This window comes from Nevskia sp., from assembly GCF_021732705.1.
Taxonomy (GTDB): Bacteria; Pseudomonadota; Gammaproteobacteria; order Nevskiales; family Nevskiaceae; genus Nevskia.
Genome location: NZ_JAKFUM010000006.1, coordinates 35,603 through 49,567 on the forward strand (window position 1 = coordinate 35,603; position 13,965 = coordinate 49,567).

Below are 13,965 nucleotides of genomic sequence, written 5' to 3' on the forward strand. Positions count from 1 at the left end.
TCCTCCGCTGATGGATTCGGGATGGCTGGGGGAAGGGTTCAGTAGACGAAGCCGTCGATGGCGCGGACCTCGGGCAGCGCCTTGCGCTGGTCGAGCATCTCTCGCAGCGTCAGCTCGATGCCGCGCGACAGCGCCGTCATCGGCGTGTCGTTGACGGTGTTCTCGAACGGGTCCTCGATCGCCTGGCTGGCGGTGTCGATGGCGATCAGGGTGAAGCTGATCAGCGCCGAGGCGATCGGCGTGAAGATGCCGAGGCCGGACACCAGCGCCAGCGGAATCAGCCAGCAGAAGGCATCGACCAGCATCCGCGGCAGGAAGCTGAACTGGCGCGGCAGCGGCGTGTTCTTGATCCGCTCGCAAGCGCCCTGGATGTTGGCCAGCGTGGTCAGGCTGCCGTCCAGCGCGCTCCAGCGCAGGCTGTCGATCAGGCCGAGCGCACGCGCCTCCTGCAACTGCTCGGCCACGCGCAAGGTCAGCGCATTCGGGATGTTGCCGTAGCCGCGCAGCGCTTCGGCCTCGGCATGGCCGAGCACGCCGACCAGCTCCGGGAACGGATTCTGGCGCCGCAGATGGCAGCGCAGCGCATGCACGAAGGCCACCTGATTGAGCACGATGCCGCTGCGCAGCGCGGTATGCCGGGCGTTGTCCGGATCGACATCGAGCGCCGTCAGCGCCTGCCGGGCCAGTGCCCGGGAGGTGTTGACCAGCTGGCCCCAGAGCTGGCGCGCTTCCCACCAGCGGCCGTAGGCGGCGTTGGCGCGGAAGGCAAGGAAGATCGCCAGCGCCGAGCCGAGCGTGCCGATCGGCAGCGCATCGAAGGCCAGCCAGTGCCAGTCGAGGAAGACGTAGAGGCCGGCCACCGCGCAATCAAAGGCCAGCAGCAGCATCAGGCGCTTGAAGGTGCGCGGCCAGAGCCGCTGCAACGGAACGCTTTCGCGAAGGATCATGACGACACCGGAAATCGGGGGACGTCGCCATTACAGTCAGCCGGGCGCGGCCTGTCTGCTATCGAGCCGTCATCGGATGGCCGCCCGTTTCGCAGCCTTGGATTGGCCGGCGGATGGCCCGAGGCTATCTTTCGATGGGTTCAGGAACCTGCGCGGCATCCGCCGATCAGAAGAAAATTCCCAATTCGCAAAACTGCCCGCATGGACCGTTTGAAGCTGCCGTTCGAAGTGCGCGGCAAGGTGGTGAAGCTGAGCTACGGCACGACGTTGTGGATCGCCGCGGCGATGCTGGTGATCCTGTTCGTGGCCGAGTGGTACTCGCATCTCGGCGTGTCGCTGGGGCTGCTGTACATCCTGCCGGTGGTGGTCGCGGCCACAGTGCTGACGCGCGGGCAGATCGTCATGGCGGCGATCGCCTGCGCCGCGCTGCGCGGCATCTACGTGACCAGCGAGCGCGAAGTCGAACAGTTGCTGCGCTTCATCATGGCCACCGTCGCCTATGCCGGCTGCGGCCTGCTGGTCGCCGAGATCAGCCGCACGCGGCGGGTGATCCTCGGCCACTACGCGCGGCTGCGTGCCGAACAGCAGCTGCGCCGTCGCGCCGAGCGCCAGTTGCGGCTGCTCGCCGAAAGCAGCCCGGCGGCGATCCTCACGGTGGCGGCCGATGGTCGCATCGTCGCCGCCAATCGCGCCACGCAGGACATGCTGGCGCTGGAGCCGGCGCAATCGCTGATCGGCCAGCCGGTGCGCGAATTCCTGCCGGTGCTGCACGACGCCCTGTCGGTCAGCGCAACGGTCGACGGCATGCGCACCTCGACCTCGACCTGGGGCCGGCGCGCCGATGGCAGCGGCTTCCCGGCGACGATCTGGTTCTCGGTCTACGGCAACCGCGAAGCCCGGCACCTGGCGGCGATCGTCGTCGACGTGTCCGACGAAGTCCGCGAGCGCGAGTACGCGCACTTCCAGGATCTGCACAAGTACAACCGGCTGCTGGCTGGCGCTGTGTCGCACGAGATCCGCAACCTGTGCTCGGCGGCCGGCGTGGTCAGCTCCAACCTGTCGCGCCACCCGGCGATGCAGGACGATCCCGATCTGGCCGCGCTGCGCAGTCTGGTGCAGGCGCTGCTCGAACTGGCCTCGTTCGACCTGCGCCGGCAGGCCAGCCCGTCGATCAGCCCGACCCGGCTGCAGACGCTGTGCAACGAGCTCGACGTGATCATCGCCCCCGACTGGTCGGACATCGACGGCGAGGTGCAGATCGACGTGCCGGCCAATTTCCCGCCGGTGCGCGCCGATCGCCACGCGCTGCTGCAGGTGCTGCTGAACCTGTCGCAGAACGCGCTGCGCGCCGTGGCACCGCAGCCGGTGCGGCGGCTGACGCTGAGCGCCCGGATCAGCGAAGGGCGCGCGGTGCTGCGGGTACAGGATTCCGGGCCCGGCCTTGCTCATCCGGAGCGCCTGTTCCAACCGTTCCGGCCCGGCGCCGATGGCACCGGCCTAGGGCTGTACATCTCGCGGACCCTGATGAGCCATCAGAACGGCCAGCTGCGCCACGTGCCAGGCACCGCCGGCTGCTGTTTCGAACTGCTGCTGCCGCTCGCGCAGGCCGACGAGGCCGCGCATGACTGAAACACCGGCGGCGATCCGGCTGTACCTGCTCGACGATCACACGCTGTTCCGCGAAGGCCTGCTGCGCCTGCTCGCAGCCGACCCGCGCTTCGTGGTCGTCGGCCAGTCCGGGCTGCTGGAACCGGCGCTGGCCGAGCTCGAACAGTTGCGCCCGGACGTGGTGATCGTCGATTACGACCTCGGCGAGCACAGCGCGCTGGACTTCATGCGCCGGCGCCCGGCCAAGGCCGGTGCGGCGCTGCTGGTCACCGCGGGCGTGCCGGAACGCGATGCGCTGGAGCTGATCCGCCTCGGCGTCTCCGGCATCTGCCGCAAGGAAGTGTCGACCGACGAACTCAAGGCCAGCATCCACGCCGTGGCGATGGGTCAGGTGCTGATCGAGCAGCGCTACCTGCAGTCGATCGTCGCTGCGAGTGCGGGCAGCGACCGGGTCAGCTTCACCGAACGCGAACGCGCGGTGCTGCGCGGCCTGCTGCAGGGCTACTCGAACAAGCAGATCGCGCGCCAGCTCGGCAGCTCGGAAAGCGCGATCAAGGCCAGCTTCCAGCAGCTGTTCAACAAGCTCGACGTGCGCTCGCGCAGCCAGCTGGTGATGGTCGTGATCCAGCAGTACGGCGATCTGATCTGAGACACGTCATTACGTCTTGCACCATCGGCGACAGCGCTGCGGCCTAGCGTTGGCGATGGCGATGCTGTCTGCGGGCCGCTGACATCTGAGCAACGTGCTTGTGTGGCGTGTGGCCGCCCGGCTCGCGCGCCCGCGAACCGACCCGGTGCCGATCGACCGCGCGTGTCAGCCGAAGAACGCGGCGATTCGCGCGGCCGTCACCGGTGCGCCAGCCGATCCGCGGGCGCGGGCACGGCGAATGCGGTCCTCCAGAGCATGCAAGCCAGACGCGTCGGCATTCGCCGATGCGCGGTATCCGCCTCATCTGGAGTCAAGCCATGCAGCCTTATCTTGCGATCTTCCTGATCGTTACGCCGCTCGTCCTCGCGGTCATCGACCGCATCCTGATGCCGGCGCGATGAAGACCCGCCCTGTGTCCGCCGCGATCATGAAGCCGATGCGCCACGAACCCTGGCTGTCGTCCCTCGCGCTCCTCCCGGTGCTGTCGGCGCGCGCAGCCGAGCGCGAGGATGGCGCGGCGGCCGCGACCGCCGGCAACCCGCTGCTGTGGCTCGCATTGCTGACGCTCGGCGCCGGCATCCTCTTCGTGTGCCTGCAATTGCTCAAGGTGCGCAAGGCGAAGCGGGAGAACACCCACTCGGCACTGAGCCGCGGCAACCAGAAAACCGAGCCCGGTTCTACCGACTCATCCAAGCGGTATTGACCGCGCATCGGCCTGACCGGTCAAGCGTGCCGAATCCAATCCGAAGTTGCGTACAAGGCGGAACGGCGGTCGATTGGACGTCGTCCGCTCTGATCTCGGTCATGACTCGTCCAGCAGCGTGGGCGATTCTCGCCAACACTCGGGACATGACGGCGCGCTTGTGAACCGGGCACGGCCGACTGTCCCGCAGAGGTGCATCCACGCGCTCTGCCGGGCGAGGCGATAACCAGCAACAGCCGCGCCCGTCCGGCAGCGATGCACGCGATGTGCCGATCGGGCACGGCGCGAAAGCCGATCGCTTCCGCCCTTGCCCGATCGTCCGCCGCGGCATGGCGGATTGAAGCGAGAGCGGGGTCGGCACCCGCCCCGCGCTGCTTAGGCCGCCCCTGCTTCCGCGTACTTCACGCGCAGCACCTTCTTGTCGAGCTTGCCGACGCTGGTCTTGTCGAGTGCTTCGACAAACAGCACGCGCTCCGGCACGCCGTACTTGGAGATCACACCCTTGTCGGCGAAGGTCATCATGTAGCGCTTGATCTCGGCTTCGTCGCCGGTCGCGTCCGGCTTCAGCACGATCAATGCGACCGGGCGTTCGCCCCACTTCGGGTCCTTGATGCCGATGACGGCGACTTCGCTGACCGTCGGGTGGGCGGAGATCAGATTTTCGAGATCGAGCGACGACACCCATTCGCCGCCGGTCTTGATCACGTCCTTCACGCGGTCGGAGATCACCAGCACGCCATCGTCGCCGAAGGTGCCGATGTCGCCGGAGTGCATCCAGCCGCCTTTCCACAGTTCTTCGGAGGCGTTGGGGTTCTTGTAGTAGCCCTGCGTGGTCCAGACCGAGCGGAACACGATTTCGCCGACGGCCTTGCCGTCGTTCGGCAGCACGTTGACCTGATCGTCGATCGTGCGCACGTCGCACAGCAGCGCCGGCCGGCCGGTGCGCACGCGCAAGCTGGCCTGGTGGTCGCTGTCGCCGCCGAGCTGGTCGGTGGGGATGTGGTTGATGACCTGCAGCGGGCCGGTTTCGGACATGCCGTAGCCGGTGAAGACGTCGATGCCGCGATCGAGCGCGGCCTTGGCCAGGCCCTTCGGAAGCGCGGAGCCGCCGATCAGCACCTTCCAGCGCGACAGGTCGACACCCTTCGCGGCCGGGTGGCTCAGGATCATGTGCAGGATCGTCGGCACGCAGTGCGAGTACGTGACGTTTTCCTTCGCCAGCAGCTGCAGCAGCATGTCCGGCGTGTAGCGTCCGGCGTAGACCTGCTTGATGCCGAGCAAGGTGGCGACATACGGCATGCCCCAGGCGTGGACGTGGAACATCGGCGTGATCGCCATGTAGACGTCGTCCTGATGGATGCGGCCCTGTACGCCGGCGGTGCCGAAGGTCGAGGCCACGGCGAGCGTGTGCAGCATCATCTGGCGGTGGCTGTAGTACACGCCCTTCGGCAGACCGGTGGTGCCGGACGTGTAGAACGTCGACATCCGCGTGTTCTCGTCGAACTCCGGGAACGTGAAGTGATCGCCGGCCTGCGCCAGCAGGGATTCGTACTCGCCCACGAACGGCAGCTTCGAGGCCGGCTTCGAACCGTCATCGGAGATCAGCACGAAGGTCTTCGCGGTTTCGAGCTTGTCATGCAGGCTTTCGAGCACCGGCACGAAATCGGTGGCGACCAGCACCATGTCGGCAGCGGCATGGTTCAGGGTGTAGAGGATCTGGTCCGGGCTCAGGCGGATGTTCACGGTCTGCATCACGCAGCCGAGCATCGGAATCGCGAAATAGAGTTCGAGATAGCGGTGGCTGTCCCACTCCATCACGGCAATGGTCTGGCCCGGCTTGGCGCCGAGCGCGGTCAATACGTTGGCCAGGCGGTTCACGCGCGCGACGAACTGCGGATAGGTGAAGCGCGCCTGATCGCGATAGACGATTTCGTGCTTCGACGCGCGGGCGATCGGGCTGGTCAGCAGGTGCTTGATCAGCAGCTGGTAGTCGTAGGCGCTGGTAGTGCGTTCGATGTTGTTGAAGCTGTTCACGGAAGTGATCTCGTCAAGGCAGTGAATGGAGTGATGACGCGCGACCGATCGCTCAGCCGGCGCGCCGCTCAGGGCAGTTGCTGCAGGAAAGCGTCGATCAGCGGATTGACCGCTTCGGGATGCGTCAGATTCGCGGCGTGACCGGCACCGGGAATCACTTCGAGCCGGGCGCCGGGAATGGCATCGACCATGGCCTGCGCGCGAGCCACGCTGATCGCGACATCGTCCGCGCCGTGGATCGCCAGGGTCGGGGCGCGAATCGCGCGGACGGACTCGCTGATGTCGTCGCGCTCGCCCAGCGTGGCGAAGCACGCCGCGAGGTTGTGCGGCTGCCACGTGGCCCACTTCGCACGCCATTCGGCGGCACCATTCCAACCGTTGCCGAGGATGATCTGCTCGATGATGGTGGCGGTCTGCTCGGACAGGCCGTTCCGGCACCAGTCGTCGATCATCGCCAGGTAGCCCGGCATCTTGGTGGCGTCTTCGGGGCCGGACTGGGTGTCGATCAGCACCAGCGCGCGTACCACCTGCGGGTGACGCAGGGCCACGCGCTGGCTCAGGTAACCGCCCTGCGACATGCCGATCAGCACCGCCTGCTCGATGCCGAGATGCCGAAGCAGCGCGGCGGCATCGTCGGCGGAGTCGTAGTAGCTGAACGGGGCGATGCTGTCGCCGGCGGTCTGGCCATGGCCGCGCTCGTCCCAGGCGATGCAGCGGTAGCGGTCGCGGAATGCGGCGACCTGCGGCGCGAACATCGCGTGGTCCATCAGCAGGCCATGCGAGAACAGCAGGGCCGGGTGGTTGCCGCCGCTGTCCTGATAGAACAGCCGCTGGCCGTTGACGTGGGCGTGGGGCATCGCGCTCCTCGAAAGTGAAGAAATAGTCGTTGTTTTCCGCAGGGCTCGCGATCTCGCCCTGTTTCCAAAACTATAACCCGCGGCGATGCGCCGGCGACGCCGCTCCCGCAGCGATCAGCCGGGCTTCAGGAACGCGAACAGCGCGCGCCGTTCGGCGAGCGTCATCGCCTTCATCTTGCGGATGTTTTCGGCCGGAATGCCGTCCGGGTCCGGGTGCGCGTCGATGGCCGCTTCGACGCTGTCCTCACGCAGGATGTGCAGCAGTGGCACTGGCGAGCGATTGGTGAAGTTTTCGGCATCGGTCGGCAACGTGCCGTCGAACTGGTAATCCGGATGGAAGCTCGCCACCTGGAACTCGCCGGTCCACTCGTACTGGTCGAGCAGGGCGTCGACCTGATCGAGAAAATCGTTGTAGTCGGCGAAATCCGCCAGCATCTTCGGAATCGCGATCAGTGTGGTTTCGAGATCGCGCGCCGGGGTCTCGTTCAGCCGGGTCAGCTCCAGCTGAAGCTCGGTCAGCAGGTCGATGTCGGTCGCGGCCTCGCTGACCACGATCCGGATGCGGCCATTGCGAAACGGGTGCCCGGCGAACGGGCACAGGTTCAGGCCGATGACGATGGTTTCGAGCCAGCCGCGTACGGCCACCTCGACCGGATGCGGCGCCGGAGCCGACATCAGCGATCGTCCCGCAGCTGCTTCAACATGGTTTCGATGTCCTGCAGCACCGCCAGCGGATCATTGGCTTCGAGCAGCTTCTGCTTGCGCTCCGGCGACACCGGCAGCAGTTCGGCCAGCCGGTAGCCGACCCATGCGGCATCGTCGAGCCGGGCCGGCTTGGCGAAGTTGTCCTCGCCGATTTCCTTGATCAGGTCGGTCAGCAACTGCTGCAGCGGCTCGAAGCGTTCCGGCAGCGACATCGGGTCCGGCGGGTCGAGGTATTCGATCGTGCCGATGATCAGGCCGTCCGGCCGGGTGCGCCGTTCCAGCAGCCGGAACACGCTTTCGCCCTGCGACTGCAGGTTGAACAAACCGGGGTTCGGCACATCCCACTCGACGATGCGCGCGGAACAGCCGATGTCCGACGGAATCGCCGGCGTGCCGGCTTCGAAGCCGGCCTTGATCAGGCAGACGCCGAACACGCTGTTGTCGCGGATGCAGGCCTTGGTCATGTCGACGTAGCGCGGCTCGAAGATCCGCAGCGCCAGCTTGCCGGCCGGATACAGCACGGTGCCGAGCGGGAAGATCGGGATCTCGATGACCGTGGGGATGCGCATCGGGTTGGGGCTCGCCATCTCGCGTGACCGCGTTACAGGCCGCCGCAGCCGATCAGGCCACCGTCGACGGTCAGCGTGGTGCCGGTGACATAGCTCGCGGCAGGCGACACCAGATACAGGATCGCCGGGGCGATCTCGGCCGGCTGCGCCACGCGGTTCAGCGGAATCTGCGGCAGCACCTGCTTCAGCAGCTGCTCGTTCTTGGTCAGCGCCGAGGCGAACTTGGTTTCGGTCAGGCCGGGCAGCACGGCGTTGCAGCGCACGCCCCACGGCGCGCATTCCTTGGCGAAGGCCTGCGTCAGATTGATCACGGCCGCCTTGGTGATCGAATAGATGCCCTGGAACATGCCGGGCTTCACGCCGTTGATCGACGCGATGTTGACGATGGCGCCGCCGCCGCCGCGCTTCATCAGCTTGGAGGCCAGCGCGGCGAGCTCGAAATAGCCCTTGATGTTGACCTGCATGGTCTTGTCGACCATCGACATGTCGGTATCGCTGATGTGGCCGAAGTACGGGTTGGTGGCGGCGTTGTTGACCAGGATGTCGAGCCGGCCGAACTGGCTGTCGATGTCGGCGATCAGCGCCTTCAGCGCCGCCGATTCGCCCTGATGCGCAGCGATGGCGGTGGCCTTGCCGCCGCTGGCGACGATGCTGGCGGCGACCTTGTCCAGATCTTCCTGCTTGCGGCTGGAGATCACGACATGCGCGCCCTGCTCGGCCAGCAGGCGGGCGGTGGCCTCGCCGATGCCGCGCGAGGCGCCGGTGATCAGGGCGACCTTGCCGGTCAGGTCAAAAAGTTGAGTCGCCACGGCTGCTCCTGTTGCGTATTTTGGGTGCGGCGAGTGTAGCCGCTCGCTACCCACGATGAAGACCGGTGGAGGCCGGAACGCGATGACCGAGCAGCAGTTCGAGACCCTGGTGCAACGCCTGACCGAGCGCGCGCAGCGACAGCCGCTGCGCTATCGGCTGGAACTGCTGGGGCTGGCAGCGATCGGGTATGTCTATGTGCTGGTGCTGGTGGTCATCGCGCTGGCGTTCAGCATCGGCATCGCCGTGATCTGCCTGCTGCAGCCGATCCTGCTGGTCAAGCTGCTGAAGGTGGTCTGGTTGCCGGTGTGGTTCGCATGGTCGGTGCTGAGCGCGCTGTGGATTCGCTTCGATCCGCCGCAGGGCCGCGAGCTGAAGCCGGCCGAAGCCCCGGAACTGTTCGCGGAAATCGCCCGGATTCGCGCCGCGATTCCCGGTCCGGCGCCGCATCACGTGCTGATCACCGAGGATTTCAATGCCGCCGTCACCGAGCATGCGCGGCTCGGGCCGCTGGGCTGGTGGCGCAACTATCTGATCCTCGGGCTGCCGATGATGTCGGCGCTGTCGCCGGATCAGTTCCGGGCGGTGCTGGCACACGAGTTCGGCCACTTCGGCGCGGGCGATTCGCGGATGACGGGCCGGATCTACCGCATGCGCATCCTGTGGGGCCGCCTGCAGGGACAGTTCGAGCAGCGCGGCGGATTCTTCTTCCGGCGATTCTTCGCCTGGTTCGGACCGAAGTTCAATGCCTACTCGTTCGTCATGGCGCGGGCCCAGGAATACGCCGCCGATGCCGCCAGCGCGCGGCTGGTCGGCGCACGGCCGGCGGCCGAAGCGCTGATGCTGGCGCGACTCGGCAGCGCCTATCAGCAGCAGCAGGTCTGGCAGCCGCTGTGGAAGCGGGTGCGCGACGAGGCGCAGCCCAGCGTGCTGCCGAATGCGCAACTGCTGCAGGCGCCGCCGCGCTACACGGAGTGGGGCGAGGCCGGCAGCCAGCTCGATCGTGCGCTGAAGGTCCGTACCGCATGGTCCGACACCCATCCGGCGCTGGTCGACCGGCTGGCCGCGATCGGGCAGGCCCCGGTACTGCCGACGGAGTCCGGACCGTCCGCCGCAACCGTGTTTCTCGGCGCCAGCGCCGAGCGTATCGCCCGCGAGTTCGACGAGCGCTGGAAGGCCGATATCGCCGAGCCGTGGCGCGATCTGCACCAGCGCCGCCAGCAGGAGCAGCAGGAACTGGCCGATCTCGATCGCGCCGCAGCGGAGCAGCCGCTGGAATGCGAGGCGAGCTACCGGCGCGCGTCGCTGACCGAACTGCTGCATGACGATCCGGCCGATGCGCTGCCGCAGGTGCAGCAGCATCTCGAGCGCTTCCCCGACGATGCCGGGGCGATGTTCATGCTCGGCCGCCGCCTGCTCGCGCGCGACGACGATGCCGGCCTCGACTGGCTCACACGGGCGATGCAGGCCGATGCCGAGGCGATCAAGCCCGGTGCCGAACTGGCCTGGGACTACCTGATGAAGCACGGACGCGAGGCTGAAACCGAGCCGTTCGTGCAGGCCTGGCGCGAACGCGAGGCGCTGGAGCAGCAGGCGATGGCCGAACGCGCGCAGTTCGTCGCCACCGACGACTATCTGGGCCATGCGCTGGACGAGGCAGCACTCGACACGCTGCGCACGGCGAGTCGCCGCCTGCGCTGGCTCGGCACGGTCTGGCTGGTGCGCAAGAAAGTGACGGTGTTCCCGGATCGGCCGGCCTGGCTGCTGCTGGCGAAGCCGAACTGGCTCTCGCTCATCCGTCAGGCCACGGCGCTGGCAGAACTGCGGTCGACGCTCGCGCTGGACCCGTCGATCACCGTGGCCGTCTACAGCAGCGATCTGAAAGCGCTGTTCAAGAAGGTCCGGAAGGTCGACGGCAGCCTGGTCTACCGAGCCTGAACGGCACGGACCCGGCCGCGGCCGCTACAGGATCGAGTAGACGACGAAGAAGCCGGTGGTGACCAGCACGGTCATGGCCGCCAGAAACAGGTATTCGACCGCCGACAGCAGCTGCGCGGTCAGCCGGCGGCTGCTGGTGCGCAGGCCCCAGACGATCAGGTAGCAGCAGATCAGGAACATCAGCGCGTTCAGCGCAAGGACGTCGTCGGCAACGGTCTCGATCTTCTGCGAGCGGCTGAACGCGTTGACGGCGCCGAGCAGGCCGACGCAGATGCCGGTCATGCTGGTGGCGGCGCTGAGCATCCGTTCGAGGATGCGCTCGTGGCGCGCGTCGTCCTCGGCGCTGATCGGATCGTGCAGGCTCATCGGCGGCGATCGGTGCCCGGCTCAGACGCGGGACTTGGCGATGACCCGCTCGCTGACCTGCGCCAGCACGGTCACGAACAGGCCGAAGGCCTTGAACTTCGGATTCGTGGTCTGGCCCAGCTTGTAGCGGTAGTAGATCTGCTGCGCGATGACGCCGAGGCGGAACAGGCCGAACACGTAGTACCAGTCGGCGTTCGGGATCGCGCGGCCGGTCTTTTCCTCGTAGTGCCGGATGATCTCGGCGCGCGTCAGCATGCCGGGGATGTTCGACGGCTGCATGCGGATCGCCTGCATCTCCGGCGGATCGCCGGCTTCGACCCAGTAGGCGAGCGACGAACCGAGATCGAGCAGCGGGTCGCCGAGCGTGGCCATTTCCCAGTCGAGCACGCCGATGACGCGCATCTGGTCGTCCGGCGACAGCACGACGTTGTCGAAGCGGTAGTCGTTGTGGATGATCGCCGGTCGCGCCGAATCCGCCGGCTGGTGCTCGGCGAGCCAGCGGATGATCGCGTCGTAGCTCGGGATGTCATCGGTGATGACGCGGCCGAAGCGCTCGCTCCAGCCGCTGACCTGGCGGCCGACGTAACCGGCCGGCTTGCCCATGTCGGCAAGCCCTGCGGCTTCGTAATCCAGCTCGTGCAGCGCAATCTGGGTGTCGATCAGGTTCAGGCACAGCTGCCGCGCGCGGGCCGGATCGTAGCCAACGCCCTTGGGCAGGTCGCGGCGCAGGATGACGCCGGTGAGCTTGTCCATCACGTAGAAATCCGAGCCGATCAGGCTCGTGTCCTCGCAGTAGGCCAGCGGCTTCGGGCAGGCGAAATGCGGATTCAGCCGGGCCAGCACGCGGAACTCGCGGCCCATGTCATGCGCGCCCTTGGCCTTGGTGCCGGACGGCGGTCGGCGCAGGATCATCTCGCGGCCGCCGACGGTCAGCTGATAGGTCAGGTTCGAGGCGCCGCCGGGAAACTGCCGCAGCTCCAGCGGACCATCGGCCAGCCCTGGAATCCGCGACTGCAGGAACGGCAGGATCGCCTGCGGATCGAAGGCGTTCTCGTCGCGCACGGCGCCGGCGGAATCGAGCGGAACGGTCGGGATGTCGGTCATCGGCAGGCGGGACGGGCAGGGCGCGGCAAGGCGCGGGCAGGCGGCGATGATAGCAATGCCGTTCGGGCCGTCGTGCAGGCGTGTGCAGGGTGCCGCGCCGCTGGCGCGGGCTCAGCGCACGCGGTGCTTGTGCAGATAGACGCGCAGCGCATCGACCGACATCGCCGGCGCGAAATACCAGCCCTGCACGTAGTCGATGCCGAGATTGGCCAGATATTCGAGCTGCTCGATGGTCTCCACCCCTTCCGCCACCACCTGCAGCTGCAGGCGGCGCGCCATCGCGAGCATGTCGTTGACCAGCCCGGCGGTGATCGATTCGGTGCCGATCGAATCGATGAAGGCCTTGTCGACCTTCAGCAGATCGAACTTGAACTGAGCGAGATAGCGCAGCGACGAGTAGCCGGTGCCGAAGTCATCGAGCGCGATGCGGGCACCGCTGCGGCGCAGTGCCCGGATCACCTCGTGCACGGTCTTGTTCGATGCCGCCAGCAGCTCGCGCTCGGTGACCTTGAACACGAGGCGGCCGGACGAGAACGGCTCGGCGAAGATGTCCTCGATCAGGCTCGGCAGCGTCGCGTCGGTGAAGTGCTTCGGGCTCAGGTTCAGCGCGATGTAGAAATCCGGGTTTTCCTTCATCACGTCGTGCAGGTCGCTGCGCACGCGCTGCATCAGCCAGTGCGTCATCGGGATGATGAAGCCGGTTTCCTCGGCCATCGGCACGAAGACGCTCGGCAGGATCATGCCGCGCATCGGATGCTGCCAGCGCAGCAGCGCCTCGGCACCGACCACGCGCAGGCTGCCGGCCGCGTGGATCGGCTGGTAGTGCACGCGCAGCTCGCCGTTGTCGAGCGCATCGCGCAGCTGCGCGTCCATCGAACGCTCGCGCCGGTCGAGGTGCGACAGCACGAGGAACAGCGGCAGCGACATCGCCAGACCGAGTGCGACGAACAGCGTCGCGTTTTCCCACCAGCGGTGCAGCATCGCGCCGCGCGGCCCGGTGACCACGGCGCGGAAGCCATAGCGCTGCGAGACCCGGCTCACGTTCAGGGAATCGCCGTCGTCGACCACTGCGGCACTGCCGGCGCGGGCCAGCACTGCACCGTCCTTGCGCTCGATCCGCAGCGCCAGGTTGTTCTCGCCGATGGCGTCGCGGATCGGCTCCAGCAGTTGCCGCGGATTCAGCAGCAGATTGACCGCAACCCCGCCGCTGACGCCGTGGAAGACGATGATCGACACCTCCTGTTCCAGGGTCAGATCCGGCGCGGCGATGTGGATGCCGTCCTGCGGCCAGACCTGATGATCCGGGTTGGTGATCGTCACCGGGCGCTCGAGGACGCGGACGCTGGTGCATTGCACCGAGCCGTCGTAGATCAGCCCGGCTTCGCGAAAGTACAGGGAGTTGTAGACCGCCTTGCGCAGGGTTTCGAAGCTGGCCTGCGTGCAGTTGCGGTCGAGATGCGTGGCCAGATCCTGCAGCGTGGATTCGGCGTTGCCGAAGATTTCGTCGGAGCGGCGTTCGATCAGGCTGGCATAGCTTGCGAGCCGCTGTTCGGCTTCGCGCACGGCCTGACGATAGGTCACGGCGAGGGTCAGCAGCGGCGGCAGGATGCCGGCCACCACGGCGGCAATGGCGATCCAGGCCAGCCTTCGTCTGCGCCGCTTCATTCTCCTTCTGGAC

The 13,965-nt window shown here is 67.1% G+C and carries 13 protein-coding genes; 4 read left to right on the plus strand and 9 right to left on the minus strand.

Annotated features, from left to right (window positions below; genetic code table 11):
* Positions 1–38 precede the first annotated feature (38 nt).
* Positions 39–947 (minus strand): bestrophin family protein, encoded by a 909-nt coding sequence (locus QZ951_RS05550; RefSeq protein WP_292999418.1) that lies wholly within the window; start codon positions 945–947, stop codon positions 39–41.
* Between the two features lie 201 nt (positions 948–1,148).
* Here QZ951_RS05550 and QZ951_RS05555 point away from each other — a divergent pair, with 201 nt between their 5' ends.
* From QZ951_RS05555 to QZ951_RS05565, 3 genes are all read left to right on the plus strand, one after another.
* The gene (locus QZ951_RS05555) at positions 1,149–2,576 is read left to right on the plus strand and encodes an ATP-binding protein (RefSeq protein WP_292999420.1); all 1,428 of its coding nucleotides are present in this window, start codon (positions 1,149–1,151) and stop codon (positions 2,574–2,576) included.
* Positions 2,569–3,204, plus strand: coding sequence for a response regulator transcription factor (locus QZ951_RS05560; RefSeq protein ID WP_292999422.1), 636 nt, complete (start codon positions 2,569–2,571; stop codon positions 3,202–3,204). Before QZ951_RS05555 ends, QZ951_RS05560 begins: the two co-directional genes overlap by 8 nt.
* 397 nt (positions 3,205–3,601) lie before the next feature.
* The gene (locus QZ951_RS05565) at positions 3,602–3,907 is read left to right on the plus strand and encodes a hypothetical protein (RefSeq protein WP_292999424.1); all 306 of its coding nucleotides are present in this window, start codon (positions 3,602–3,604) and stop codon (positions 3,905–3,907) included.
* Between the two features lie 375 nt (positions 3,908–4,282).
* Here the strand turns inward: QZ951_RS05565 and QZ951_RS05570 are convergent, their stop codons facing one another.
* The 5 genes from QZ951_RS05570 to QZ951_RS05590 form a co-directional block, all read right to left on the minus strand.
* On the minus strand, positions 4,283–5,941 hold the full coding sequence (locus QZ951_RS05570) for a fatty acid--CoA ligase (RefSeq protein WP_292999426.1): 1,659 nt from the start codon (positions 5,939–5,941) through the stop codon (positions 4,283–4,285).
* 68 nt (positions 5,942–6,009) lie between these two features.
* Positions 6,010–6,798: an alpha/beta fold hydrolase gene (locus tag QZ951_RS05575; protein WP_292999428.1), complete on the minus strand. Its 789-nt coding sequence runs from the start codon at positions 6,796–6,798 to the stop codon at positions 6,010–6,012.
* Positions 6,799–6,912: 114 nt separating this feature from the next.
* Positions 6,913–7,473: a DUF1415 domain-containing protein gene (locus QZ951_RS05580; protein ID WP_292999430.1), complete on the minus strand. Its 561-nt coding sequence runs from the start codon at positions 7,471–7,473 to the stop codon at positions 6,913–6,915.
* Positions 7,473–8,072 (minus strand): LON peptidase substrate-binding domain-containing protein, encoded by a 600-nt coding sequence (locus QZ951_RS05585; protein ID WP_292999432.1) that lies wholly within the window; start codon positions 8,070–8,072, stop codon positions 7,473–7,475. The genes QZ951_RS05580 and QZ951_RS05585 overlap by 1 nt, the downstream gene beginning before the upstream one ends.
* Before the next feature lie 32 nt (positions 8,073–8,104).
* Entirely contained in the window at positions 8,105–8,881 is a 777-nt protein-coding gene (locus tag QZ951_RS05590) for an SDR family oxidoreductase (RefSeq protein WP_292999434.1), read from the minus strand.
* Between the two features lie 55 nt (positions 8,882–8,936).
* Between QZ951_RS05590 and QZ951_RS05595 the strand changes: the two genes are divergently transcribed.
* On the plus strand, positions 8,937–10,817 hold the full coding sequence (locus QZ951_RS05595; RefSeq protein WP_292999436.1) for a M48 family metallopeptidase: 1,881 nt from the start codon (positions 8,937–8,939) through the stop codon (positions 10,815–10,817).
* A 24-nt stretch (positions 10,818–10,841) separates the two neighbouring features.
* Here the strand turns inward: QZ951_RS05595 and QZ951_RS05600 are convergent, their stop codons facing one another.
* The 3 genes from QZ951_RS05600 to QZ951_RS05610 form a co-directional block, all read right to left on the minus strand.
* Positions 10,842–11,183, minus strand: coding sequence for a hypothetical protein (locus QZ951_RS05600; RefSeq protein ID WP_292999438.1), 342 nt, complete (start codon positions 11,181–11,183; stop codon positions 10,842–10,844).
* A gap of 21 nt (positions 11,184–11,204) precedes the next feature.
* Positions 11,205–12,287, minus strand: a complete 1,083-nt coding sequence (locus QZ951_RS05605; protein ID WP_292999440.1) for a phosphotransferase family protein — start codon at positions 12,285–12,287, stop codon at positions 11,205–11,207.
* Positions 12,288–12,398: 111 nt separating this feature from the next.
* On the minus strand, positions 12,399–13,952 hold the full coding sequence (locus tag QZ951_RS05610) for an EAL domain-containing protein (protein ID WP_292999442.1): 1,554 nt from the start codon (positions 13,950–13,952) through the stop codon (positions 12,399–12,401).
* Positions 13,953–13,965: the final 13 nt, after the last annotated feature.